We start from the raw sequence: 24,244 nt of genomic DNA, 5'->3' as shown, positions 1-24,244 counted from the left end.
GCGGTTCTGCGGGACCGCGCATCGTTCCGGCCGACCTGATCCGGGCGAACCAGCCCCCGTCCGGATCAGGCTGCGCTGGTGACGTATTCGACGGGGAGGCTGCGGAAGTGCTTGCGCGTGTCTGCCGACACGGAGCCACCGACGATGATCCGCGAGAACGAGCTGACGTCGGAGAAGAACGCCGGCTTGAGGCTGCCGAGCTTGCTGGCGTCGACCACGAGGATGCTCTCCATCGCGGTCGCAATGACGGCCTGCTTGATGGCGACTTCGTGAAAATTCGAGCAGCTCGCGCCGCGGGTCCAATGCAGGCCGCCGGCCGAGACGAACGCCTTGTTGACCCCGAGCCGCCGCAGATAGGACAGGCCGTCATCCGACGAGAACGACTGCGAGGACGGATGGTAGAGCCCGCCCATCAGCATCACCTGCGTCGCCGGACGGTGGGTGACGATCGAGGCGACGTTCAGCGAATAGCAGATCACCGAGAGCGGCATGTCCTCAGGCAGGCAATCCGCCAGCGACTGCATCGTGGTGCCGCAGTCGATGAAGATGGTGTCGCCTTCCTTGATCGAGGCGGCTGCGGATCGGCAGGCGAGGCGCTTGTCCTGGGTGTGCTGGTCGATTTCCTGCTCGAACGTGTACTTGATCCCGGTCGGCGACGCCGCGTTGACGACGTAGCCGCCGAGCAGGGCGAGCGCCGCCTCGGGTCCGGCAAGGTCGCGCCTGACCGTCATCTCCGACACCTTCAGCAGCTCTGCGGCGTCCTTCAGATGCAGTGCGCCGCTCGTCTCGACGGCGCGACGCAGCCGCTGCAACCGCTGGACGCGGGTCTCACTGGGTCGTGCAACCGGTGTTTCAGTCATTTTCGTCACCGAGCCTGCTTATCCGGTTGACAATGATCTTACAATGATGTGAGTTTAGCAACGTCAATTTGTTACAATAATAACATCTGGTCCGAAGGGCGTTTCGCTGTCCGCGATGGCAGGCAGCAGAAGCTCCAGCGGGCAAGGGATGGGAGGGTCGCATGTTGCAATCGGCACATTCAGTCTATCTGCCGTTTCAGCCGATTCGCTAGCATCGCACGGGCGTACCGATGGCGCAGGGCGTCTTGATATCAAATCCATCCGCGGTGCCGGCGCAGCCTCATGCGCGGGATCACAATCATCTGCATCCGATCGCGCGCAACAGCGGCCGCGCCCTCGAGATGGACTGGGTCGACGAGATCAGGATCAATCTGTCGGCCGTCGAGCGCCGCGTTGCGAGCCTGCCGGGCCGACGCACAGTCAAGAAGGACGCGCAGGCAGCTTGGTTGCTGAAGGCGATCACCTGCATCGACCTGACGACACTCAACAGCGACGATACAGCCGAACGCGTGAAGCGGCTCTGCGCCAAGGCGAGGGCGCCGTTGCGAAGCGACCTGCTCGAGGCTCTCGGCTTTGCCGGGCGCGGGCTGCATACCGGCGCGATCTGCGTCTATCACCGCTTCGTCGCAACCGCGGTCGAAGCGCTCGATGGGTATGACATTCCGGTCGCTGCAGTTTCGACCGGATTCCCTGCGGGACTCATACCCCACGATCTCAAGCTCAAGGAGATCGAGGCGTCTGTCAGGGACGGTGCGCAGGAGATCGACATCGTCATCACCCGTGAGCATGTGCTGACCGGAGATTGGCGCGCGCTCTACGCCGAGGTCCGGGACTTCCGCGCCGCCTGCGGTGATGCGCATCTCAAGACGATCCTGGCAACCGGCGACCTCAAGACGCTGCGCAACGTCGCCAAGGCGTCGATGGTCTGCATGATGGCCGGCGCCGACTTCATCAAGACCTCCACCGGCAAGGAGGGTGTCAATGCCACGCTGCCGGTGACGCTCGCGATGCTGCGCATGATCAGGGTCTATGAGGAGCGCACCGGCTTCAAGATCGGCTTCAAGCCGGCTGGCGGAATTTCGACGGCGAAGGATGTGCTCAACTACCAGTTCCTGATGAAGGAGGAGTTGGGACGCGATTGGCTCGAGCCGGAACTGTTTCGCGTCGGCGCCTCGAGCCTGCTCGCCGACATCGAGCGCCAGCTTGAGCATCACGTTACCGGCCGCTACTCGGCCTTCAACCGTCACCCCGTGGGCTGAGCATGAGCATCGCACATTACTACGAGACCATGGATTATGGTCCCGCTCCCGAGGCGGATGGTGAGGCGCGCGCCTGGCTGAAGCGGCACGAGGCGACGTTCGGGCATTTCATCGCGGGCAAATTTGCCGCGCCGGCCTCGGGCAAGCATCTGACGACGATCGAGCCGGCCACCGGAAAGACGCTGGCCAAACTCGCGCAAGGCATCGCGGCCGATGTCGAGGCCGCCGTCGGCGCCGCGCGATCGGCGCAGCCGCAATGGGCAAAACTCGGTGGCCACGGTCGTGCCCGTCACCTTTATGCGCTGGCGCGCATGCTGCAACGTCATGCCCGTCTGTTCGCGGTGCTGGAAGCGATCGACAATGGCAAGCCGGTCAGGGAAACCCGCGATCTCGACGTGCCACTCGCTGCGCGCCACTTCCTGTATCACGCCGGCTGGGCGCAATTGCAGGAGCGCGAATTCGCCGACCATGTCCCGGTCGGTGTGATCGGCCAGATCATCCCCTGGAACTTTCCGCTGCTGATGCTGGCCTGGAAGATCGCGCCGGCGCTGGCGACCGGCAACACCGTGGTGCTGAAGCCGGCGGAATTCACCTCGCTCACTGCGCTGCTGTTCGCCGAGCTCGCGGCGGAAGCCGGCCTGCCGCCCGGTGTGTTGAATGTGGTGACGGGCGATGGCGCCACCGGCGCGTTGCTCGTCGAAAACCCCGATGTCGACAAGATCGCCTTCACGGGATCGACCGAGGTCGGTCGCTTGATCCGTCAATCGACCGCAGGCAGTGGCAAGTCGCTGACGCTCGAGCTCGGCGGCAAGTCGCCGTTCATCGTGTTCGACGACGCCGATATCGATGGCGCTGTCGAAGGCGTGGTCGATGCGATCTGGTTCAACCAAGGCCAGGTCTGTTGCGCCGGATCGCGGCTGCTGCTGCAGGAGGGGATTGCAGAGACATTCCGCAAGCGCCTGATCCGCCGCATGGAGACGCTGCGTGTTGGTCCGCCGCTCGACAAGGCGATCGACATGGGCGCGGTGGTCGCACCGGTGCAGCTCGAGCGGATCAAGGCGCTGGTCGAAACCGGCGTCAAGGAGGGTGCCGAGAAGTATCAGGCGCCGGGGGCGATCCCCGCGGAAGGCTGCTTTTATCCCCCGACCTTGCTTTGGAATGTGCATCCGTCCTCGACCGTGGCGATCGAAGAGATCTTCGGCCCCGTGCTGGTCGCGATGACGTTCCGCACGCCTGATGAGGCGGTGATGCTCGCCAACAACACGCGCTATGGCCTTGCCGCCAGCGTGTGGAGCGAAACCATCGGGCTCGCGCTCGACATCGCGCCAAAGCTTCAGGCCGGCGTGGTCTGGGTCAATGCGACCAATTTGTTCGACGCCAGCGTCGGTTTCGGCGGCTACCGCGAGTCCGGGTTCGGGCGCGAGGGCGGCCGGGAGGGCCTCACCGAATATCTCAAGCCGAAGGCGTGGAGTGGGCGGAAAGCGCGAGCCAAGCTGGCGCCACCGCCTGAAGCCTCGCCCGAGAGTGCCGGGTTTGGCACGCCGTCGATCGACCGAACCGCCAAGCTCTTCGTTGGCGGCAAGCAGGTCCGCCCCGATGGAAATTATTCGCGTGCGGTGCTGTCGCCGAAAGGCCGGCACCTCGGCGAAACCGGCGAAGGCAATCGCAAGGACATCCGTAACGCGGTGGCCGCCGCGCGCTCCGCCGAGGGCTGGGCGCGGGCGACGGCGCATAATCGCGCCCAAATCCTCTACTACCTTGCCGAGAATCTGTCCGCGCGCGGCGACGAGTTCGCCCGGCGCATCGGCGATATGACCGGCGTCTCGCCCACAAAGGCGCGCGCGGAGGTCGAGGCGAGTATCGAACGGCTGTTCAGCTATGGGGCCTGGGCCGACAAATACGAGGGCACGATCCACGCACCGCCGTTGCGCGGCGTGGCGCTTGCCATGCATGAGCCGATCGGCGTGGTCGGGGTGGCCTGCCCGGACGAGGCCCCGTTGCTCGGCTTCATCAGCCTGGTGGCACCGTTGATCGCGATGGGCAACCGTGTCGTCACCGTGCCGAGCGAACGGCATCCGCTTGCCGCGACCGATTTCTATCAGGTGCTGGAGACGTCGGACGTGCCGGCGGGCGTCGTTAACATCGTCACCGGCGAGCGCGATGCGCTTGCAAAGGTCCTTGCCGAGCACGACGACGTCGATGCGCTCTGGGTGTTCGGTTCGCAGGAGGCCTCGACGGCCGCGGAGCGGCTGTCGGTCGGCAACCTCAAGCGCACGCTGGTCGATCACGGCCTGGCGCTCGATTGGTACGACAGGGCGGCGAGCGAAGGTCCAATCCTGCTTCGTCATGCAGTGCAGGTGAAGAACATCTGGATTCCCTACGGGGATTAAAGACGTCACCTCGTGGTGATATGGGTTGGCATCCGGACCGTCAGAGTTCGGAGGATTTGAAGACAAGAGAGGGACGCAACATGCTCAAGGGCATCAATCCACTGCTCAATGCCGACGTGCTGTATGCCTTGCGCGCAATGGGGCACGGCGACCGCCTCGTGGTGTGCGACACCAATTTCCCGGCCGACTCGATCGCGCGCCAGACCGTGTTCGGCGAGCTGCTTCGCATCGACAACGTCAGTACGGCCAAGGCGATCGAGGCCATTCTCTCGGTGATGCCGCTCGATACGTTCGTCGACGATGCCGCGATCCGCATGGAGATCGTCGGCCAGCCGCAGGAGGTGCCGCCGGTGCAGCGGGAGGTGCAGGCCGCGATCGACCGCGCCGAGGGACGCTCCTGGCCGCTGGTCGGGGTCGAGCGCCATGCCTTTTATGAGAAGGCCAAGGCAGCCTACTGCGTGATCGCCACCGGTGAGCGGCGCTTCTACGGCTGCTTCCTGTTCTCCAAGGGCGTCATCGCGCCGGACGGAGAGTAACGACCATGAGCAAGACTGGCGTCGCAGTGCTCGGCATCTTCGTCGTCGATCTGGCCTTCCGGGCCGGCAACATGCCGGCGATCGGCGAAACCATCGCTGGCTCAGGATTTGCCATGGGACCAGGCGGCAAGGGATCGAACCAGGCCGTGGCCGCCGCACGCGCGGGCGCGGATGTGACCTTCATCTCCCGGATCGGCCGTGACGCCTTCGGTGATCTCGCCATCAAGACCTGGGAAACCGAAGGCATCAAACCGCGCGTCGCCAGGGCTGCGGATGCGCCGACCGGCGCTGCCTTCATCTATGTCCACGAGACGCGCGGCGACAACGCCATCATCGTGGTGAGCGGAGCGGCCGACGGTCTTAGCCCCGCCGACGTCGACGCGGCGGCGGATGCGATTCGGACCAGCCGCGTCTTCGTGACCCAGCTCGAGCAACCGGTTGCGGCTGCGCAGCGCGGTCTCGAGATCGCGCGCGCCGCGGGTAGCATCACCGTATTCAACCCGGCTCCTGCGCTCAAATTCGACGATGGCCTGTTTGCCTTGTGCGACTACGTCGTTCCCAACGAGACCGAGGCGGAAGCGCTGACCGGGATCGCGGTGAGCGATCTTGACGGCGCCCGCCGCGCCGGAGATGCGTTGCTGGCCAAGGGCGCGGGGACCGCGCTGATCACGCTCGGCGAACGCGGGGCGCTGTTTCACGGGCGAGATCGCTCGCTGCACGTGCCGCCGTTCGCCGCCGGCAAGGTGGTCGAAACCGCGGGCGCCGGCGATGCGTTCGTCGGCGGCTTCGCGGCGGCTCTGGCGGGCGGCGCCGATCCGCTGGAAGCGGCGCGCTTCGGTTCGGCCACGGCCGGGATTTCCGTGACGCGCGCGGGAACTGCGCCCGCCATGCCGCGGCGTGCCGAGATCGAAGCCCTGTTGAAGCGATGATCTGCCCATGATGCGGAACGATCCGATCAAGCATGTCTTCATCTGGCCGGCGGTGCTCGTCGTGCTGGCGATCTCGATCTTTCCACTGATCTACTCGTTCACCACGAGCTTCCTCAGCTATCGTCTGATACCGCCGATCCCGCCGCGGGTCGTGTGGTTCGGTAACTATGCGACGCTCTTGCAGGAACCGCGCTTCTGGAATGCGATCTTCACGACGACGCTGATCGCGTTCATCGCCGTCGGGTTGCAATATGTGATCGGGTTTGGCGTTGCACTCGCGCTGAACGCGCGCGTTCCGGGCGAGCGGCTGTTTCGCGTGGCCTTGCTGCTGCCCATGCTGCTGGCCCCGGTTGCGGTCGCCCTTGTTGCCCGCATGATCTTCAATCCGACCATGGGTCCGCTCAACCAGTTCCTGTCCATGTTTGGCCTCTCGAACCTGCCATTCCTCACCAACGGCCATTGGGCGCTCGCCTGCATCATCGCGGTTGAGATCTGGCAATGGACCCCGTTCGTCATCCTGATGATGCTGGCCGGCCTGCAAACGCTCCCCGAGGATGTCTACGAGGCGGCGGAACTCGAGAACGCCAGCGCCTGGCAGCAGTTCTGGGGCATCACCTTTCCGATGATGCTGCCGATCTCGGCCGCGGTCGTCTTCATCCGCCTGATCGAAAGCTACAAGATCATGGACACCGTATTCGTGATGACGGGCGGCGGGCCGGGCGTGGATACCGAGACGCTGACGCTGTTCGCCTATCAGGAGGGCTTCAAGAAGTTCAATCTCGGCTACACCTCGGCGCTCAGCTTCCTGTTCCTGATCGCGATCACGATCATCGGCGTGACCTATCTGGCGCTGCTGCGCCCGCATCTGGAGAAGCGCCGATGAGCGGGCAGGGGCTTACCGGACTGTCGAGTTGGAGCCGCCGCCTGGTCGCGGCCGGTGTCTTCGCGTGGTGTCTGATCACGGCGTTTCCGCTCTATTGGGTGGTGGTGACGGCGTTCAAGACTCCGCCGGGCGTCGTCGGCGGCCCGACCTATATTCCGTTCGTCGATTTCACGCCGACCCTGCAGCCCTTCATTGATCTCTATCAGGGTATCCGTGGCGAGTTCTTCCGGACCTTCCTGAACTCGACGATCGTCGGCCTGTCGGCCGCGGCGATCGCGACTGCCGTCGGCGCGATGGCGGCCTATGCGCTGGTACGGTTCGAGTTCAAGGTGCGCTTCGGCGCGGGCCTGATCTTCTTCCTGCTCGCGCTCGGCGGCTATCTGCTGTTCAACAATTCGCTCGGATTCACCCGCGCGCAGGCGCTGCTGCTTGCGTTCCCGATCGCGCTTGCCGCTGCCATCCTGGCCAATCGCCTGCCGCTGCCGGGGCCGGTCCTCGGCAATGAGGACATCCTGTTCTGGTTCGTCAGCCAACGCATGTTTCCGCCGATCGTCACGGCTTTCGCGTTGTATCTGCTCTACAGCGAAATCGGCCGGCTCGGCTTCCAGCTCATCGACAGCTATGTCGGCCTGACGCTGTGTTACGTCGCGTTCTCGTTGCCGATCGTGGTCTGGCTGATGCGCGACTTCTTCGAGGCCATCCCGATCGAGGTCGAGGAAGCCGCGATGGTCGACAACGTGCCGAGCTGGCGCATCTTCCTCGGCATCGTGGTGCCGATGTCGATGAACGGACTGCTGGCGACCTTCATGATCACGCTGGCGTTCGTCTGGAACGAGTTCCTGTTCGCGCTGTTCCTGACCAATTCCAGATGGCAGACGCTGCCAATCTTGGTGGCGGGGCAGAACAGCCAGCGCGGCGACGAATGGTGGGCGATCTCGGCCGCGGCGCTCGTCGCCATCATTCCGATGATGATCATGGCAGGCCTGCTCAGCCGCATGATGCGGTCGGGCCTGCTGCTCGGGGCAATCAAATAGCAAAAACTCATCTAGGGAGGACTGGACGATGTTGCGACGGACGTTTCTGATGCTGACCACCTCGCTCGCGATGGCTTGCGCTGCGAGCCAGGCGAACGCTGCCTGTAGCCCGGATTACTCCGGCGTCACCCTGACGGTGGCGTCGCAGACCGGACCGTATATCGCCTCCGCGCTCAAGCTCGGCGCGGACGAATGGACCAAGAAGACCTGCGGCAAGGTCAATGTGGTCGAGTTTCCGTGGTCGGAGCTCTACCCGAAGATTGTTACGTCGCTGACGGGATCTGACGCGACGTTCGATCTGGTCAGCTTTGCGCCGGCCTGGCTGCCCGACTTCGTCTCCTATCTCAGCGAGATGCCGAAAGAGATGCAGTCCGGCAAGGATTGGGACGATGTCGAGCCGGCCTATCGCGAGCGCCTAATGGTGTGGGAAGGCAAGATCTATTCGCAGTCGATGGACGGTGACGTTCACACCTACACCTATCGCACCGACCTGTTCAGCGATCCCAAGGAGAAGGACGCCTTCAAGGCCAAGTACGGCTACGACCTGGCGCCGCCAAAGACCTGGAAGCAATATCTCGATATCGCGGAGTTCTTCCAGCGCCCCGACAAGGGTCTCTGGGGCACGGCGGAAGCTTTCCGCCGCGGCGGCCAGCAGTTCTGGTTCTTCTTCAGCCACGCGGCGGCCTACACCAACAACCCGAACTATCCGGGTGCGATGTTCTTCGACCCCGAAACGATGGACGCCCAGATCAATAATCCGGGCTGGGTGAAGGGACTGGAAGAGTACATCCGCGCTTCCAAGCTTGGCCCGCCCAATGCGCTGAACTTCTCGTTCGGCGAGGTCAATGCCGCCGTGGCCGGCGGCCAGGTGGCCGAGTCGATCGGTTGGGGCGACACCGGCGTGATCGCCGCCGATCCCAAGCAGTCGAAGATTTCCGGCAAGGTAGGCTCCGCGGTGCTGCCCGGCTCTGACGAGATCTGGAACGCCAAGACCAAGAAGTGGGACAAGTTCCCGGCAGTGCTGCCGGCACCCTTCATGGCGTTCGGCGGCTGGCAGATTGCCGTGCCGAAGGTGGGCAAGAACCAGCAGGCGGCATGGGATTTCGTCAAGACGCTGACAAGTCCTGAAGTCTCTGGCCAGGCCGCGATTACCGGCGGTACGGGTGTCAACCCATACCGCAAGTCGCACACCGCGAATCTGGAGCTGTGGAGCAAGATCTTCTCGCCGCAGGAGGCCAAGGAATATCTCGGCGCCCAGGCCGACTCCATTAACGGCAAGAACGTTGCGCTCGACATGCGTCTGCCCGGCTATTTCTCCTACACCGAGGTTGTGGAGATCGAGCTCGGCAAGGCGTTGGCCGGCCAGACCACGCCGCAGGCCGCACTGGACGCGGTCGCGAAGGAATGGAATCGCCTGACCGACGAGTTCGGCCGCGCGAAGCAACTTGCCGCCTATCGCGCGGCGATGGGCCTTCCGCCCAAGAACTAACTGAAGAACTGACCTCCGCTGAGACTTCCCCGGATGATGCGTCAGCATCATCCGGGCTTTGTTGGCCGTCGATATGAGGGACGGAAAAAGGAATCCATGGCGCACGTCGAGATCGAAAACGTCAGCAAGGCATATGGGCCCTACAAGATCATCGAGGGGCTCGATCTGAACGTCGCCGACGAGGAGTTCGTCGTGCTTGTCGGCCCGTCCGGCTGCGGCAAGACCACGACGTTGCGCATGATTGCAGGGCTGGAGGCGGTCACCAGCGGAAACATCCGCATCGGCAACCGCGACGTGACGCAGCTGCGTCCGGGCTTGCGCAATTGTGCGATGGTGTTCCAGAACTATGCGCTCTACCCGCATATGACGGTCGGGGAGAACATCGGCTACGGCATGAAAGTGCGGGGCGACTCGCGCGCCGGCATCGCGAAAGCAGTCCAGGACGTGGCGCGCGTTCTCGACCTCGAGCAATATCTGGACCGCAGGCCCAAGCAACTCTCCGGCGGGCAGCGCCAGCGCGTTGCGATCGGCCGTGCCATCGTGCGCAGCCCGGACGTGTTTCTGTTCGACGAGCCGTTGTCGAACCTCGACGCCAAGCTCCGTATCGAGATGCGGACCGAGATCAAGGCGCTGCATCGCCGTCTCGCCAAGACGATTGTCTATGTCACGCACGATCAGGTCGAGGCGATGACCATGGCGGATCGTGTCGTAGTGATGAATCGCGGCCGGATCGAGCAGGCGGCCGATCCGATCACGATCTACGAGAAGCCCAGCAATCTCTTCGTCGCGGGCTTCATGGGCGCACCCAGCATGAATTTCATCCATGGCGAGATTGCCGCACGCGATGGCGCGCTGGTCTTCACCGAGCCGTCGGGGACGTCGTTAAGATTGCCGAAGTCCCGCGAGGCGGCCTATGCAGGGAGCGTCGGCAAGCCGGTTGTGCTCGGCGTGCGGCCCGACCATGTGCTCCGGCAGGATGCGCCGATGGGCTCATCCGTCCGCTTGATGGTGAAGGACGTGGAGCCGCTCGGGCCGCATACGCTCGTGATTGGAACCGTAGGCGCATTTCCGTTCACGGCTCAGATGCCGGTCGGTGTCGCTGCGGCGCCGGATCGCCTGATAGACGTCGCTCTTGATCTCGAGCGAACGCACCTGTTCGACAAGGTCTCGGGGAAGGCCATTAGTTAGCCTTCGGTTCTCGCGGGCGTCGTTTCCTTGCGTTCGCTTCAGTTCTCTGCGGGGACCTGGCGGTTCCCGCCGGGCCTCAGAGCATCGGCTCGAACTGGCAGTGCACGAGCATCTCGGAGACCGAGGCGTTGTTCGGCAGCATGAGTGCGGTTTCCACCATGCCGGCGATGTCGTCCGGCTGGCTCATCTCGTGGCGGGGGATTTCGTCGTCGTTGAGCGTCATGTCGGTGGCAACGTAGCCCGGGCAGATCACCGTCGCCCGAATGCCGGCCGCGCGTCCCTCCCGGCGAATGCCGTGGGTGAGTGCAACAATTGCGAACTTGGTCATGGCGTAGCCGACGTTGCTCCCCACGCGCTTTCCGGAGAGGGACCCCAGATTGATGACCCGGCCGTGACCGCAGACGGCCAAATGAGGGAGGGTGGCTCTGACGAGGCGCAGCGGACCCTTGACGTTGACGCGCCACATTTCATCCAGCTCGTTCTCGCCTTCGTCGGAGACACGGACCTTCGGATTGATGCCGGCGGTGTTGACGATGGCGTCGACGCCGCCCCACCGCGCAACCGTTGCGTTGACCCAGGAGCCTGGGCTCTTGGCGTCCTCGGCATCATAGCGGTGCGTCATGAGCCTCTCGCTCTCGGGGAGGCGGCTTGGATCGCGAAGTCCGGCCGATACCCGGAAGCCCGAGGCCAGGAGCCGTTCGACGACGGCGCGTCCGATGCCGCGCGAAGCCCCCGAGACCATGACGATCCGATTGCCGACTTCCAACATCCTGATCCGTCTCCCATGGGCGAGCGAAGAGCCTCGGAAAATCTAAGGGGATACGTGCGGCGACGAGTAAGAGAAATTCACTCTGCCTGCATCGGGTGTGCTTATGGCTCGCGCCCCCGACGACGCTCGGCCGGGATATTGGATGTCCTTATGAGGGCAGAACAAATCTGCTGTATGCCTGCCTCGGCCTCCGCACGTAACTTTCTGCCGCTCTGGCTGACGGCAAGAGAACCTTGCGGATGGGATTTTCGGACTATCGAACGGCGTTGGTGACGGGCGCGTCCTCAGGTATCGGGGCTGCGACGGTTCGGCGCCTCCGCGCCGAGGGGCTCGAGGTGCACGCACTGGCGCGCGACGTTCGCCGGCTGGCCGGCCTGTCGGCCGAGACCGGATGTCGTACATGCGCGGTCGATGTGAACGATCTCGACGCCCTGAATCATCTTGCGAGCTCGGCCGAATTCGATGTCCTCGTCAACAATGCCGGCCAGTCGCGGCGCGGCAATATCCTGGATACGGCGCCTGATGATGTCGACACCCTGGTCGACGTCAATCTGCGCGCGGTCCTGCATCTGACGCGGTTGATCGCTCCGGGCATGGCGAGGCGCAATCGCGGCCACGTGGTCAACGTCTCGTCGATCGCCGGCCACTATGCCTTCGGCGAGAATGCCACGACATTCAATTCATCCGTGGCCTATCACGCGACGAAGGCGGGCATTCATTCGCTGTCGCAGCAATTGCGCGTCGATCTTTACGGCACCTGCGTTCGCGTCACCGAAGTCTCGCCCGGGCGGGTGGCGACGAGCATCTTCCAGAACCAGAACGCCGCCGACAACCCGGATGCCCGCTTCGTCGGGGGCTTCGAGACTTTGCAGTCCGAAGACGTCGCGGATGCCATTGCGTTCGCGGTGGGGTCGCCGGCGCGGATGAACGTCGCCACGATCGAGGTCGTACCCACGTTCCAGGTCGTCGGCGAATTGCGATTTGCGAGCCGATCCGAGGCCGCACGTTTGAAAGACATGAGAAGTGGAGCTGACAATGCCTGAACTCGCAAACCGCCTCAAAACCGTGAAGGTGTCGGCCTCGGCGGCGATGACGGACAAGGCGCGAGAGCTCCGCGCCGCGGGCGTCAAGATCGTGGGCCTGTCGTCCGGCGAGCCCGATTTTCCGACGCCGTCGCACGCGATCGAGGCCGCACATCGGGCGGCTCTTGCCGGCGATACCAAATATCCGGCGCAGCCGGGAACCATTGCCCTGCGGACCGCCGTCCAGCGCAAGTTCAAGCGCGAGAACAATCTCGACTATGCCCTCGACGAGATCCTGATCGCCAATGGCGGCAAGCAGATCATCTTCAACGCGCTGTTCGCGACCTGCAATCCCGGCGACGAGGTCGTCATCCCGGCGCCGGGCTGGATCACCTATGCGGACATCGTTCTTCTGGCGGAGGCGACGCCCGTCGCGGTGCCGTGCCCGGAGAACAACCAGTTCAAGCTCCGTCCGGCAGACCTTGAGGCGGCGATCACGCCCAGGACGAAGTGGCTGATCCTTAATTTTCCCAACAATCCGACCGGCGCGGCATGCACCCGCGAGGAGATGCGCGCGATCGCCGACGTCATGCTGAAGCACCCCGACGTCTGGATCCTCACCGACGACATCTACGAACATCTCACCTATGACGGTTTCGAGTTCTGCACTATCGCCGAGGTCGAGCCGAAGCTGAAGAATCGCGTCGTGACCGTGAACGGCGCCTCCAAGGCCTACGCCATGACCGGCTGGCGGGTCGGCTATTGCGGCGGCCCCAAGGACCTGATCGCGGCGATGAACAATGTCCACGGTCAGGCGACCGGCGGAATCTGCACGGTGAGCCAGGCCGCGGCCGTCGCGGTCCTGGACGGGCCGCAGGACTACCTGAAGGAACGCGCTGACATTTATCGCGACCGGCGCGATCTGGTGGTCAAGCTCCTCAATCAGATTCCGGGCATCACTTGCCACAAGCCGGAGGGGGCCTTCTACGTGTTTCCCAACATCACGGGCTGCATCGGCAAGACCACGAAGGGCGGGCGACGGCTGGAAACCGATGCCGACTTCATCTCGGCGCTACTGGAGGAGCAGCATGTCGCTGCGGTACCCGGGGGCGCATACGGCATGAGCCCGTATTTCCGCATTTCCTATGCGACCGATACCGAATCGCTGAGGGAAGGCTGCCGGCGTATCGCGAGCTTCTGCGAAAGCCTGCGCTGACCGGGCATTGATATGTCAGGAGGCTTGGCCCTCGGTGGAGAAGGAAAGATGCACCCGGCGGCATTCGTCGACCAAGATCGGAGCAGTATGCCGAACCAATTGTCATAATCGTTCCTAATGCCCCTAAACGAAGATGTTCTTGGTCCTGTAGGATGTCGACGCATAAGCTTTGTGCAAAGAGGGGTATTGCCTTGGTATCGCGCAGTCGAGGACGGCCAGCGATGACCACCAGCGACGATGCGGTGGCGGTCTTAGGTGTTCAAGCTCCACCGGTCACCGGGCGGGCATCGCGGTGGCGTCTGGCTCTGCCGGTCGGGCTTCTCGCCGTCCCGATGCTGGCATTCCTGACGTACTTCTTCTTCTATCCGGCGCTGGGACTGCTGTTCTCGAGCATCCAGACGCAGGACAGCCGCGGCATCATCGGCCGTCCCTTCACCCTTGCGCACTACGCCCGTCTGATCAACGTCGAGCTCTACGCCCGCGTGCTGTGGACGACGCTGCGGATCAGCATCATCACCTCCGCGCTCGCGACGGTGCTCGCCTATCCCGTTGCGCTGGTGATGGTCAAAAGCCGTCCGATGGTCACGCGCATCATCACCTTGATCGTCATCGCGCCCCTGATCGTCAGCGTGGTCGTTCGTGGATACGGCTGGCAGCTCGTGCTCCAGAACGGTCCGAAGGGCATGCTGAACTGGATCCTGATGACGCTGCATATCGTCGATGCGCCGATATCGGTCCTCTACACCGAGGTCGCCGTCGTCATCGGGTCGCTGCATGTGTTCTTCCCGATGATGGTTCTGCCGCTGGCCTCGGCGCTCGGCAAGATCGATCCCAACCTCGAAGACGCAGCCCGGATGCTGGGCGCGCCGTGGTGGAAGGTATTTCTTCGCGTGACGCTGCCGTTGAGCATGCCGGGCTTCGTGGCGGGCTTTACCCTGGTGTTCTCGCTCACCGCCGGCTCCTTCGTCATTCCAGCGATCCTGGGCGGGGCCTCGGCGGTCATGCTCGGCAATCTGATCGAGCAGCAGATCTTCGTCGTCTATGACTGGCCGTTCGGCGCCGCGATTGCCGTCGTTCTCGTCGGCCTGGTCCTCGCGGTCAACGGCGTCTCGATGTGGCTTCTGGAAGGACGGCGTCTCAGGAGGCCCGACTGATGGACGAGCGGTTTTCCGGCTTCGGCGCCTTCATCCTCTACACCATCACTGCCGGCATGATGCTGTTCATCCTGGCGCCGCTGCTCCTCGTCATGGCGGTGTCGGTTTCCGATTCCTATTTCGTGACGTTCCCGCCGCAGGGCTTCACGCTGAAATGGTATGCCAAGGTTCTCCAGGACCGCGACTTCCTCGAGGCGATGCGGCTGAGCATTCTGCTCGCGCTCGGCACGACGGCGGGCTCGCTGCTGTTCGGCGTGCCCGCGGCCTTTGCGCTGGTCCGCGGCAGGTTCTTTGGGCTGGCAGCGATCAAGGGTTTCCTGCTGTCGCCGCTGATTTTCCCGGCGCTGGTCACGGGCCTGGCGCTGCTTCAGGTCCTGACCAAGCTCGGATCGCAGGATGCGCGGCTCAACCTCCTGATCGGGCATGTGGTCGTGACGTCGCCCTATGTCATCCGCACCGTCGTCACCAGCCTCCAGCTGGTGGATGAGAACCTGGAGGATGCGGCGCGGACCCTCGGCGCAAACCGGCTGACGACATTCTGGCGCGTGACGCTGCCGCAGATCGCCTCGGGCGTCGCCGCCGGCGGGCTGTTCGCCTTCATGGTGTCCTTCGACAATTATCCGGTCACGATGTGGCTGGCGAACTCGGAATATTCGCCCGTGCCGCTCGTGCTGATGCGGCAACTGGTCAACGTCTTTGATCCTTCCGTGCCGGCGATGTCGACGATCATCATCCTGATGGCGATGGTCGGCGTGCTGCTGCTGGAGAAACTGGTCGGCCTTCGCCGCGCGCTGGCTGCCTGATGTGCATTGGTAGATGGAGATTAGACCCATGAAGCTGACACGTAGGACTCTCATTAAAGCCGGTGCATCCGCGGTAGCCTTCCCGACGATCATCAGCCGATCGTGGGCGCAGGACGCCAAGCAACTGCACGTCGGCGTCTACAACTCCGCGCTGGGCAAGTTGATCCAGAAGGAGGTCATTCCGAAATTCGAGGCCGAGTTCAAATGCCGCGTCTTCACGATCGAAGGCGCCACGCTCTCCAACATCGCCGCCCTCCGTGCCACGCGCGATACGCCGCGCTTCAGCATGATGATGATGGACGATGTCGGCATCCCCCAGGCCAAGCAGGAAGGGCTGATCGACAAGCTCGATGCCGCCAAGATTCCGAATCTTGCCAAGGTCTATCCGCGCTATCTGTTCGAAGAGGATTATGGCGTCGGCTTCTCGATCTCGAGCGCTGCCCTGTTCATCAATCCACAGGTGACGAAGCCGATCGAAAGCTACGAGCAGATCTTCGACGCAAAATACCGCAAGCAGATATTGCTCAACACGCCAAAGAACACCCAGAGCGTGCTGATGCTGATCGTGGCGACGGCGCTGACGACGGGCAAGTCGCTGAAGGAAGCGCAATATCTCGTCGATAGCGGCTGGGACAAGCTCGCGACCCTCAAGCCCAACGTCCTCACGATCTACGACAGCGAGGCGCAGGTGCTCCAGGTGGCCCAGGGCCAGGCGACGATCGGCGGTATCGAATATTCGAAGGCCATCTATCCGCACACGGCCAAGGGCATGCCGCTCGACATGACGTTCCCCAAGGAAGGCGCCTTCACCGGCATCAACAGCATGACGCTGGTCAAGAATGCGCCGGAGCCCGAGCTTGCCTGTGCCCTGATCAACCGTATTCTCGAGCCATCGGTCGCCAAGATGCTGTCCGAGCAGACGCTCAGCGCGCCGTCGGTGAGCGGCATCGACTTCAAGCCGGAGACGGCCAAGTTCCTGGCCTATCCCGACACCAAGGCCGCCGATCTCGGACTGTTCACGCCGGATTGGAAGTTCATCGTTCCGCGCCGCGGCCCGTGGCTGGAGCGCTATAATCAGGTGTTCACGAGCTAGGACAGGTTGTCATGAGGTCTTCCGAAGTCAGGCTTGACCACCTGGTCAAGGAATATAACCGCACCGTTGCGGTGGACGACGTCTCGCTCACGATCGAGCCCGGCCATATGGTCGCGCTGCTCGGTCCGAGCGGATGCGGCAAGACGACCTGCTTGCGCATGATCGCCGGGCTGATCCGCCCGACATCCGGCGATGTCTTCGTCAACGACCAGAAGATGACCGGCGTTCCCGTGCATCGCCGCAATGTCGGGATGCTGTTCCAGAACTATGCGTTGTTTCCTCATCTGACCGTCGAGGAGAACATCGCCTTCGGCCTCGAGATGCGCGGGATCTCCAAGGCCGATGCCGCAAAGAAGGTCGGCGAAGCCCTCAATCTCGTCCAGCTGTCCAGCTTCGGGAAGCGCTATCCGGCGCAACTCTCAGGCGGCCAGCAGCAGCGCGTCGCATTGGGGCGCGCCCTGGTGATCGAGCCGGCCATGCTGCTGCTCGACGAGCCGCTCGGGGCGCTCGACAAGGGGCTCCGCGAGAGCATGCAGGTCGAGCTGCGCGCCCTTCAGCGCAGGCTCGGTTTGACCACCGTGATGGTGACCCACGATCAGGACGAAGCCCTGACGATGGCCGACAAGATCGTCGTGATGCGCGACGGCAAGCTCGAACAGGTCGGCTCTGCAACGGAAATCTACCAGCGTCCGACCTCGAAATTCGTTGCGCAGTTCATCGGCGCGTCGAATCTGTTCGAAGGACCCGTCGAGCAGCGCAACGGGAGCGGGGCGCTCGTTCGTGTCTCGCCCGAATTGAGCCTCCAGGTCGACCAGATCCCGCAATCGGCAAGCGACGTGATGGTCTCGATCAGGCCGGAAGCAATCGTGGTCGAGCGCATCGGCCAGAGCCCGGCGGCGCAACGCGCCAACAGCGTGATGGCGCGTGTCGACCAGGCCATCTATCGCGGGTTCGTCAGTCACTACTATCTCAAGACGCTGAGTGGCGGCCAGATCATCGTATTCGAGCAGAACCAATCGCAGCAGGCCGGTCTTCGATACGCGGTGGGCGAGGAGGTCGTGGCGCGGTGGGAATCGCCCAGCAATCACGTCATCGCGCGTCACTGAAGCAGGGGACGAGCGCGGCGTCTTGCGGGCAATCGACATCCCTTATACCCGCAGACGAACATCGTCTTGGATCGGCTTGTGTCGCTTGGCTAGATTTGATCGTGGCAGCGCCACGGGCGTTCGACCAGCGAGGCCCTTTTGTCGATTAATCAGCCCAATGCTCCCTTTGTCGGCACGATCGAGAAAAGCCCGAAGATCAGCCTGATCGGCACGCTTGCGATGCTGGTCGAGGCGCCGGGTGACTTCGACCTGGTGCAGCAAGGACGCATCTGGGCTTTTGCGGATGCGGTTTCGACCTGGCCCGACGTCCAGGAGGCCGTCATAGGCGTCACCAATGTGATGCTCGTCTTCGAGCAGCCGCCGGCGGATATCGGCATGCTCAGCGCTTCAATCGTCGAATTGTGGCATCGCGTGCCGAGTCGCAAGGCCGACGGCAAGCTCATCGAGATCCCCGTCGTCTATGGCGGGGAGCTCGGCTTCGACTTGCCGGCGGTTGCGGACCGTGCCGGATTGTCCGCGCGTGACGTCATCCGGATTCATAGCGAAGGCGAATACACCGTCTGCGCCGTCGCGAGCTCGCCGGGGTTCGGCTACCTCCATGGCCTCGATCCGCGCATCTACATGCCGCGCAAATCCGTGCCGTCGCTCAACATGCGCGCAGGTTCGGTGACGATCGGCGGAATGCAGACCGGCGTGGCGGTGCTGACGAGCCCGAACGGATGGAACGCGATCGGATGGGCCTCGGTTGCGATGTTCGACCCGACGTCCGAACAACCGTCGCTCATGCTTCCGGGCGACCGTGTCCGATTCAGAATCGATCGGGTCGAGCTGTGATCGAAATATTGGCCAGCCCCGCTTTCAACACCATCCAGGATCTTGGCCGCCACGGCGCGCGTCGTTTCGGTGTGAGCACGTCGGGCGCCATGGATCCCGTCGCGCTCGCCGCCGGCAACGCGCTGCTTGGCAATGACGACAATGCGGCCGGCATCGAGATCCAGACCTTTCCGTTCCGCCTGCGCTTCCAGACAGATGCCGTGTTTGCGCTTACGGGCGCCGATCACGATTCGACCCTGGCGGCGGCAACCGTCCGGCCGTGGTGGTGCATGCAGGCCAAGGCGGGCGAGGTTCTCGCGATCACCGCGCCGCGGCGTGGCGCGCGGATCTACGCGACGTTCGGCGGGGGCATCGATGTTCCGCGCGTGCTGGGCTCACGGAGCACGCATCTGCGCGGCGGCTTCGGCGGGCTGGAGGGCCGCACCTTGCAGGCCGGCGACGTCGTGCCGGTCGGATGTTCGCCGCACAGGAGCGACGGCCGCTTCGGCTTCGGCGTTGCGCCGCCTGATGTCGCGATCGCGGGCGCCGCTCCCGCGGATGACCGCGTGCTGCGGATACGTGTCCTGCGGGCCGGCGAGTATGATTTGTTTTCGGAGGCGATGCAGGCGGCGTTCTGGTCCACGACGTGGAAGATCAGCGCCCAGAGCGACAGAGGCGGCTATCGGCTCACTGGCGGCAAGCTGACATTGGACGCACCCGTCGAGATGCGCTCGCATGGCGTCGTGACTGGCGTCGTGCAGGTGCCGCCGAGCGGCGAGCCGATCATCCAGATGAGCGACGCCAATACGGCCGGTGGCTATCCGAAGATGGCAGCCGTGATCCAGGCCGATCTCTGGCGCCTCGGCCAGGCGGCGCCGGGCTCGTTCATCGCCTTCAACGAGGTGAGCTACCAGGACGCGGTCGCGGCCATGGCTCCCGTCAACGATTACCTCGCGAAGTTGCGTGCGACCGCGGATCTCTATCGAGCGCTTTAGAGCATGATCCGGAAAAGATCATGCTCAAACAAAAGTGGACGTCAACGATAACAAGAGCAGGGTACGAACATGAAAATCGGCATCAATTCGGACATGGGCGAAGGCTTCGGCAATTATCGCATCTGCGACGATGAGGCGCTGATGGGCATCATCTCGTCCGCCAACGTGGCGTGCGGCTTCCACGCCGGCGATCCCATCATCATGGATCGCATGGTTCGCCTGGCAAAGCAGAAGGGGGTCGAGGTCGGTGCCCATCCTGGCCTGCCTGATCTGCTCGGGTTTGGCCGCCGCGTGATCCAGATGGATGCCGCCGAGCTGGAGAAACACATGGTCTATCAGATCGGCGCCTTGCAGGCGATCGCGGCCAATGCGGGTCACCGCGTGACTCATGTCAGCTTCCACGCGGCGATGGGCAACATGGTCAACGCCGACCCCGATATGGCCGATGTCGTCGCTCGCGCGATTGCGACCATCAATCGCGATTTCATCGTGTTCTCGCAGCCCGACGCCGCGATCGTGCACGCTGCGCGCAAGGTGGGGCTGCGCATCCTCACCCTGTTCCTGGCCGACCGCGCCTATGACGAGAACGGCCATCTGGTGTCCCGCAAGCTTCCCAACTCTGTCATCACGTCGACCGAAGCCGTGGCCGAACGGGTCAAGCGCTTTCTCGATAGTGGCACCGTGCGGACGATCGAGGGCAAGTCGATCAAGGTCGAGGCGCGCTCGATCCTGATCCACAGTGACACGCCTGGATCGGTCAACCTCGCCGGCACGGTGCGCCGCGTGATCGAGCAGGGCGGCGGCGAAGTCACGCCCGCAACGGTCCTGCTCAATTGATCGAGCTGCCCTCGGGCAACGGGCGGATGCGTGCGATCGCAGTGCCGTAGCCGACCGTTGCGCCGGGCTCCGCGATCACGGCATCGACGATGCCGGTGGCGGGCGCCACGATGGGCGCATACAGCAAGCCGATCCTGACGAGGCCGACGATCGCGCCGGCCTCGACCCGCTGGCCCGGTGCGATGAACGGCTTGTCCCGCCAGGGATGGGCCGCGAGGAAATGCCCTGCGACGTCGGCTTTGGCGATGACGGAATGGTCGACAGCCGGGGCCGCAAGCATCGGTGACTCTGCCATGCGTGGGCCGGTGTCGACGACAAGCTTCAGGGATTGGCCGGGCTCCTCGATTTCGATCGTGTCGGCGCCGGACCTTTCGAGGATTTGCGCGAGACGCGCGATCTCGGTCAGCTCTATCGGCATGTTCTGATCTCCTCGATGAGACGCACATGGGTCCTGAGCCGCTCGAGATACGCTGACATCTCGGCCTCGGCCGCAAGTGCGTCGACGTAAGCCGTCTGCTCGAACCGCAGCTTGCTTCCGAGCTGCGCCTGCCCGACGCGCCACAGGTCAGCCCGGATCACGGTTGCGATCTTCGGATAGCCGCCGGACGTCTGGGCGTCGCGCATCTGGATGATCGGCTGCCCGTTCGGCGGAATCTGGATCACGCCGGGGACGATGCCGTGCGAGCGCTTCTCGATCGGTGCTTTCGGCTTCACGGCGGGGCCCTGCAGGCGGTAGCCGTAACGGTTGCTCTGCGGCGTGATCTTCCAGCGACTGGACCAGAACAGCGCCTGCGTGGCGGCGTCGAACCCGTCATATTCGCCGGCGATCACGACCCTGACGACGGTCTCGTCTGCGGCAGCGTTCGGCCGCGCCAGCGTGATCTCGGCCGGCTGGACCCCGAGATCCCCAATGATCGCGGGCGAAGCGACGCAGGGCAGGATGTCGCCGGGCTGGAGCGGCCGTCCGTGCCAGCCGCCGAACTCGCCGCGAAACTGCGTGCTGCGGGAGCCCAGCACCATGGGCACGTCGATGCCGCCGCCGAATGCCAGATAGCTTCGTGCGCCGCGGGGCATCGCCTTGATGATCAGGATATCGCCGGCGCGGGCGTGCGAACGCCACCATGGCGGAATCGCGCGTCCTGCGATCTCGGCCTCGACATCGGCGCCGGTGAGTGCAAAGGCCGTGTCCCGGTCGAAACGAAGCTTGAACGGCAGCATCGGAATTTCGATGCCGGCCGCGTTCTCGTCGTTGCCGAGAAGGATGTTGCCGGTACGCAGCGCGACATCGTCCATCGCGCCCGACGTGCCGACCCCGAAGCGATACTGGTCGAAGCGGCCGAGATCCTGGACGCTCGCAGGCCCTGTGACTGACAGGATCTCGATCACCGGATCACCCGTTCGATCTCGAAGCGGATGGTATCGCCCGGTGCGAGTGCGGCTGGCGTCGGCCAGGACGGATCGAAGAAGGTCCAGCTGGTATGTCCGATGGCGTGCCAGCCGCTCGGTCCGGGCGAAGCGGAGACCCCGGTCTGCGATCCGCCGATCGACACTGAGCCGCCCGCGGAGCGTTGCAGCGGAGTCTGCCGTCGCGGCATGGTGATGCGCGGGTCCATGCCGCCGAGATAGCAATAGCCGGGATGGCTGCCGAGCGCGAACACCGTGTAGAGCGGGGCGGCATGGATCGAGATCACGTCGTCGACGGACAGGCCGCAATGGTCGGCGACGGACTGAAGCTGCGATCCGATCTCGCCGCCATAAGTCACCGGCAGCCTGATCTCGCGGCCGCCGATCGCGAGGCCTTCTGCCGCGTCCCAGCCGTCGTTGAGCGCGGCAATCAAGGTGTCGAGCTCGCAGGGCGGCGTGTCGAAGGTCAGCATCAAGTTGGTGATGCCGGGAATGGCCTCGCGGATTCCTGGCCATTTCGATGCGGTGGCCGCCAGCGACCAGATGCGCCGCTGGTGCGGCAGGTCGAATGCGCCGGGCGCCTCGAACAGGAGGGCCGATGTTCCGAGCAGGCTGATCCGCGGCCGGTCCGGCGTCGTCATGGCGCGGCCACCCGCGCGTTCATCCAGTGTTCGAGATGATGGATGTCGTAGCCGCCGCGGCAGAACGCCGGATCGGCGAGGATCGCCTGGTGCAACGGCACGTTGGTTCGGATGCCTTCGGCGCGCAGCTCGGACAAGGCGACCCGGGCACGCGCGAGCGCTTCCTCACGGGTGCTGCCATGGGCGATGAGCTTGCCGATCAGCGAGTCGTAGTGACGGGGAACGGTGGCGCCGGCGGCGATGTGCGAATCGACGCGGATGCCGATGCCGCCGGGAATGTCCCAGCGGGTCACCGTGCCGGGCGAGGGCGCGAAGGTTGAGGGGTCTTCGGCATTGATGCGGAATTCGACGGCATGGCCGACACGGGCAATGTCGCCTTGCGCAATCCCCAGCGGCTCGCCTTGCGCGATGCGGATCTGCTCTTTGACGATGTCGATCCCCGTCGTCATCTCGGTGACGGGATGCTCGACCTGGACACGCGTGTTCATCTCGATGAAGAAGAACTGCCCGTCCTCGTAGAGGAACTCGAACGTGCCGGCGCCGCGATAGCCGATCCGCCGGCACGCCTCGACGCAGCTTGTGCCGACCCGCTCGATCAGCGCGCGATCGATGCCGGGCGCGGGGGCTTCCTCGACCACCTTCTGGTTCCTGCGCTGGAGCGAGCAGTCGCGGTCGCCGAGCCAGAGATGATTGTCGTGCTGGTCGCACAGCACCTGAATCTCGATATGGCGGGGCTTTTCGAGGAATTTCTCGATGTACACCGCAGCGTTCTTGAAGGCCTTGCTGGCTTCGGCGCGGGTCAGCGCCAGCGCCTCGTCCAGCGCGGCTTCGCTGCGCACGATCCGCATGCCGCGCCCGCCGCCGCCGCCGGCGGCCTTGATGATGACAGGATATCCGATGTCCCGGGCGATCGCGCGAACCTCGGCCGGATCATCCGGCAGGGCGCTGTCCGGCCCCGGCACGCAAGGCACGCCCGCCAGTCGCATCGCGCGCTTGGCCGCGACCTTGTCGCCCATGGTCCGGATACAATCCGCCGGAGGGCCGATGAAAGTGAGGCTGGCGCGCGTAATCCGATCGGCGAACTCCGCGCTCTCCGAGAGGAAGCCGTAACCGGGATGGATCGCCTGGGCGCCGCTGACTTCGGCTGCGAGCAGGATTGCCGCAATGTTGAGATAGGTGCCGCTCGCCGGCGCGGGCCCGATGCAGAGTGCCTCATCGGCGAGTGCGACATAGCGTGCGTCGCGGTCCGCCTCCGAGTGAACGACGACCGTCTTGAGGCCCATCGCCCGACAGGCGCGCTGGATGCGAAGCGCGATCTCGCCGCGATTGGCGATCAGGACCTTGTCGAACATCAGGGCGAACCCACAGCACCGATCCGGAACAGGGCTTGCCCTGCTTCGATCTCGTCACCATTCTCCGCGAGGATGGCAAGCACGACACCGGGCGCTTCGGCGGCGATGTCGATGAAGGTCTTCATCGCCTCGATGATGCAGATCTTCTGCCCGGCCTCGATCCGCGCGCCGACCTCGACCAGGGGCGGCTCGTCCGGCGCGGCAGCCCGGTAGAAGACGCCGTGCATCGGTGCCGGCACGACGACGTCGGCGGCAGCGTCGGGAGCAGGGTTTTCCTGGTGATCGAGAGCAGGGGCCTCGACCTTGTACGCCGTCGCAGGCTGTGCCGGGGCCGCAGGCGGTCCTGCGGGCGCGCGCTTGAGGATGCGAATGCGGGTGCCATCTTGCGTGAGCTCCAGCTCGGCGATTGCGGAGCGCGTCACGAGATCGACGAGTTGTTCGATTTTGGCGAGATCCACAGTCACGCTCCGC

At 64.2% G+C, this 24,244-nt stretch carries 24 protein-coding genes; 17 read left to right on the top strand and 7 right to left on the bottom strand.

The annotated features are described in order from the left end of the window. Positions 1–65: 65 nt before the first annotated feature. Complete coding sequence (locus QA645_RS28255) at positions 66–860, bottom strand: DeoR/GlpR family DNA-binding transcription regulator (RefSeq protein ID WP_283044742.1); 795 nt, start codon at positions 858–860, stop codon at positions 66–68. 341 nt (positions 861–1,201) lie between these two features. Here QA645_RS28255 and deoC point away from each other — a divergent pair, with 341 nt between their 5' ends. The 8 genes from deoC to ugpC all read left to right on the top strand — a co-directional run bounded on the left by deoC (position 1,202) and on the right by ugpC (position 10,568). Next, positions 1,202–2,119, top strand: coding sequence for a deoxyribose-phosphate aldolase (gene deoC / locus QA645_RS28250; RefSeq protein WP_283053378.1), 918 nt, complete (start codon positions 1,202–1,204; stop codon positions 2,117–2,119). Positions 2,120–2,121: 2 nt separating this feature from the next. After that, complete coding sequence (locus tag QA645_RS28245; protein ID WP_283044741.1) at positions 2,122–4,509, top strand: aldehyde dehydrogenase family protein; 2,388 nt, start codon at positions 2,122–2,124, stop codon at positions 4,507–4,509. An 80-nt stretch (positions 4,510–4,589) separates the two neighbouring features. Further along, positions 4,590–5,045, top strand: coding sequence for an RbsD/FucU family protein (locus tag QA645_RS28240; RefSeq protein ID WP_254130419.1), 456 nt, complete (start codon positions 4,590–4,592; stop codon positions 5,043–5,045). 5 nt (positions 5,046–5,050) lie between these two features. Then, on the top strand, positions 5,051–5,974 hold the full coding sequence (gene rbsK / locus QA645_RS28235) for a ribokinase (protein ID WP_283044740.1): 924 nt from the start codon (positions 5,051–5,053) through the stop codon (positions 5,972–5,974). Positions 5,975–5,981: 7 nt separating this feature from the next. Then, positions 5,982–6,857, top strand: coding sequence for a sugar ABC transporter permease (locus tag QA645_RS28230; protein WP_254130421.1), 876 nt, complete (start codon positions 5,982–5,984; stop codon positions 6,855–6,857). Further along, the gene (locus tag QA645_RS28225; RefSeq protein WP_283044739.1) at positions 6,854–7,891 is read left to right on the top strand and encodes a carbohydrate ABC transporter permease; all 1,038 of its coding nucleotides are present in this window, start codon (positions 6,854–6,856) and stop codon (positions 7,889–7,891) included. Before QA645_RS28230 ends, QA645_RS28225 begins: the two co-directional genes overlap by 4 nt. 49 nt (positions 7,892–7,940) lie before the next feature. Further along, positions 7,941–9,380, top strand: a complete 1,440-nt coding sequence (locus QA645_RS28220) for an extracellular solute-binding protein (RefSeq protein WP_309144885.1) — start codon at positions 7,941–7,943, stop codon at positions 9,378–9,380. Between the two features lie 96 nt (positions 9,381–9,476). Then, complete coding sequence (gene ugpC, locus QA645_RS28215; protein ID WP_254130424.1) at positions 9,477–10,568, top strand: sn-glycerol-3-phosphate ABC transporter ATP-binding protein UgpC; 1,092 nt, start codon at positions 9,477–9,479, stop codon at positions 10,566–10,568. Between the two features lie 76 nt (positions 10,569–10,644). Here ugpC and QA645_RS28210 read toward each other — a convergent pair whose 3' ends face one another. Beyond that, positions 10,645–11,337, bottom strand: coding sequence for an SDR family NAD(P)-dependent oxidoreductase (locus QA645_RS28210; RefSeq protein ID WP_283044738.1), 693 nt, complete (start codon positions 11,335–11,337; stop codon positions 10,645–10,647). A gap of 239 nt (positions 11,338–11,576) precedes the next feature. Here QA645_RS28210 and QA645_RS28205 point away from each other — a divergent pair, with 239 nt between their 5' ends. The 9 genes from QA645_RS28205 (at position 11,577) to QA645_RS28165 (ending at position 20,376) form a co-directional block, all read left to right on the top strand. Further along, the gene (locus QA645_RS28205) at positions 11,577–12,380 is read left to right on the top strand and encodes an SDR family oxidoreductase (protein WP_283044737.1); all 804 of its coding nucleotides are present in this window, start codon (positions 11,577–11,579) and stop codon (positions 12,378–12,380) included. Then, complete coding sequence (locus QA645_RS28200) at positions 12,373–13,575, top strand: pyridoxal phosphate-dependent aminotransferase (protein WP_283044736.1); 1,203 nt, start codon at positions 12,373–12,375, stop codon at positions 13,573–13,575. Before QA645_RS28205 ends, QA645_RS28200 begins: the two co-directional genes overlap by 8 nt. A 221-nt stretch (positions 13,576–13,796) precedes the next feature. Continuing rightward, positions 13,797–14,729: an ABC transporter permease gene (locus QA645_RS28195; protein WP_254130428.1), complete on the top strand. Its 933-nt coding sequence runs from the start codon at positions 13,797–13,799 to the stop codon at positions 14,727–14,729. Then, positions 14,729–15,532: an ABC transporter permease gene (locus QA645_RS28190; RefSeq protein WP_025576071.1), complete on the top strand. Its 804-nt coding sequence runs from the start codon at positions 14,729–14,731 to the stop codon at positions 15,530–15,532. The genes QA645_RS28195 and QA645_RS28190 overlap by 1 nt, the downstream gene beginning before the upstream one ends. A gap of 28 nt (positions 15,533–15,560) precedes the next feature. Then, positions 15,561–16,625, top strand: a complete 1,065-nt coding sequence (locus QA645_RS28185) for an extracellular solute-binding protein (protein ID WP_254130430.1) — start codon at positions 15,561–15,563, stop codon at positions 16,623–16,625. Between the two features lie 11 nt (positions 16,626–16,636). Next, complete coding sequence (locus QA645_RS28180; protein WP_283044735.1) at positions 16,637–17,731, top strand: ABC transporter ATP-binding protein; 1,095 nt, start codon at positions 16,637–16,639, stop codon at positions 17,729–17,731. Positions 17,732–17,869: 138 nt separating this feature from the next. Next, complete coding sequence (gene pxpB / locus QA645_RS28175; protein WP_283044734.1) at positions 17,870–18,565, top strand: 5-oxoprolinase subunit PxpB; 696 nt, start codon at positions 17,870–17,872, stop codon at positions 18,563–18,565. Next, a complete protein-coding gene (locus tag QA645_RS28170) occupies positions 18,562–19,539 on the top strand; it encodes a biotin-dependent carboxyltransferase family protein (RefSeq protein ID WP_283044733.1) in 978 nt (325 codons plus the stop codon). The genes pxpB (QA645_RS28175) and QA645_RS28170 overlap by 4 nt, the downstream gene beginning before the upstream one ends. Before the next feature lie 69 nt (positions 19,540–19,608). Beyond that, positions 19,609–20,376: a 5-oxoprolinase subunit PxpA gene (locus QA645_RS28165; protein ID WP_254130434.1), complete on the top strand. Its 768-nt coding sequence runs from the start codon at positions 19,609–19,611 to the stop codon at positions 20,374–20,376. Here the strand turns inward: QA645_RS28165 and QA645_RS28160 are convergent. Genes QA645_RS28160 through accB form a run of 5 tightly spaced genes read right to left on the bottom strand, consistent with a single transcriptional unit; the run spans position 20,369 to position 24,231 of the window. Then, on the bottom strand, positions 20,369–20,794 hold the full coding sequence (locus QA645_RS28160) for an acetyl-CoA carboxylase biotin carboxyl carrier protein subunit (RefSeq protein ID WP_283044732.1): 426 nt from the start codon (positions 20,792–20,794) through the stop codon (positions 20,369–20,371). The genes QA645_RS28165 and QA645_RS28160 overlap by 8 nt on opposite strands. Continuing rightward, positions 20,785–21,762, bottom strand: a complete 978-nt coding sequence (locus QA645_RS28155) for a biotin-dependent carboxyltransferase family protein (RefSeq protein ID WP_283044731.1) — start codon at positions 21,760–21,762, stop codon at positions 20,785–20,787. The genes QA645_RS28160 and QA645_RS28155 overlap by 10 nt, the downstream gene beginning before the upstream one ends. Further along, positions 21,759–22,421, bottom strand: a complete 663-nt coding sequence (gene pxpB / locus QA645_RS28150) for a 5-oxoprolinase subunit PxpB (protein WP_283044730.1) — start codon at positions 22,419–22,421, stop codon at positions 21,759–21,761. Before pxpB (QA645_RS28150) ends, QA645_RS28155 begins: the two co-directional genes overlap by 4 nt. Further along, positions 22,418–23,773, bottom strand: a complete 1,356-nt coding sequence (gene accC / locus QA645_RS28145) for an acetyl-CoA carboxylase biotin carboxylase subunit (protein ID WP_283044729.1) — start codon at positions 23,771–23,773, stop codon at positions 22,418–22,420. The genes pxpB (QA645_RS28150) and accC overlap by 4 nt, the downstream gene beginning before the upstream one ends. Continuing rightward, positions 23,773–24,231 carry an acetyl-CoA carboxylase biotin carboxyl carrier protein gene (gene accB, locus QA645_RS28140; protein ID WP_283044728.1) on the bottom strand — a complete coding sequence of 153 codons (459 nt, stop codon included), beginning with the start codon at positions 24,229–24,231 and terminating at the stop codon, positions 23,773–23,775. The genes accC and accB overlap by 1 nt, the downstream gene beginning before the upstream one ends. Positions 24,232–24,244 lie beyond the last annotated feature (13 nt).

Source organism: Bradyrhizobium sp. CIAT3101 (assembly GCF_029714945.1).
Taxonomy (GTDB): domain Bacteria; phylum Pseudomonadota; class Alphaproteobacteria; order Rhizobiales; family Xanthobacteraceae; genus Bradyrhizobium.
The sequence above is the reverse complement of the archived record's forward strand: the minus strand, read 5'-3'. Positions and strand labels throughout refer to the sequence as shown.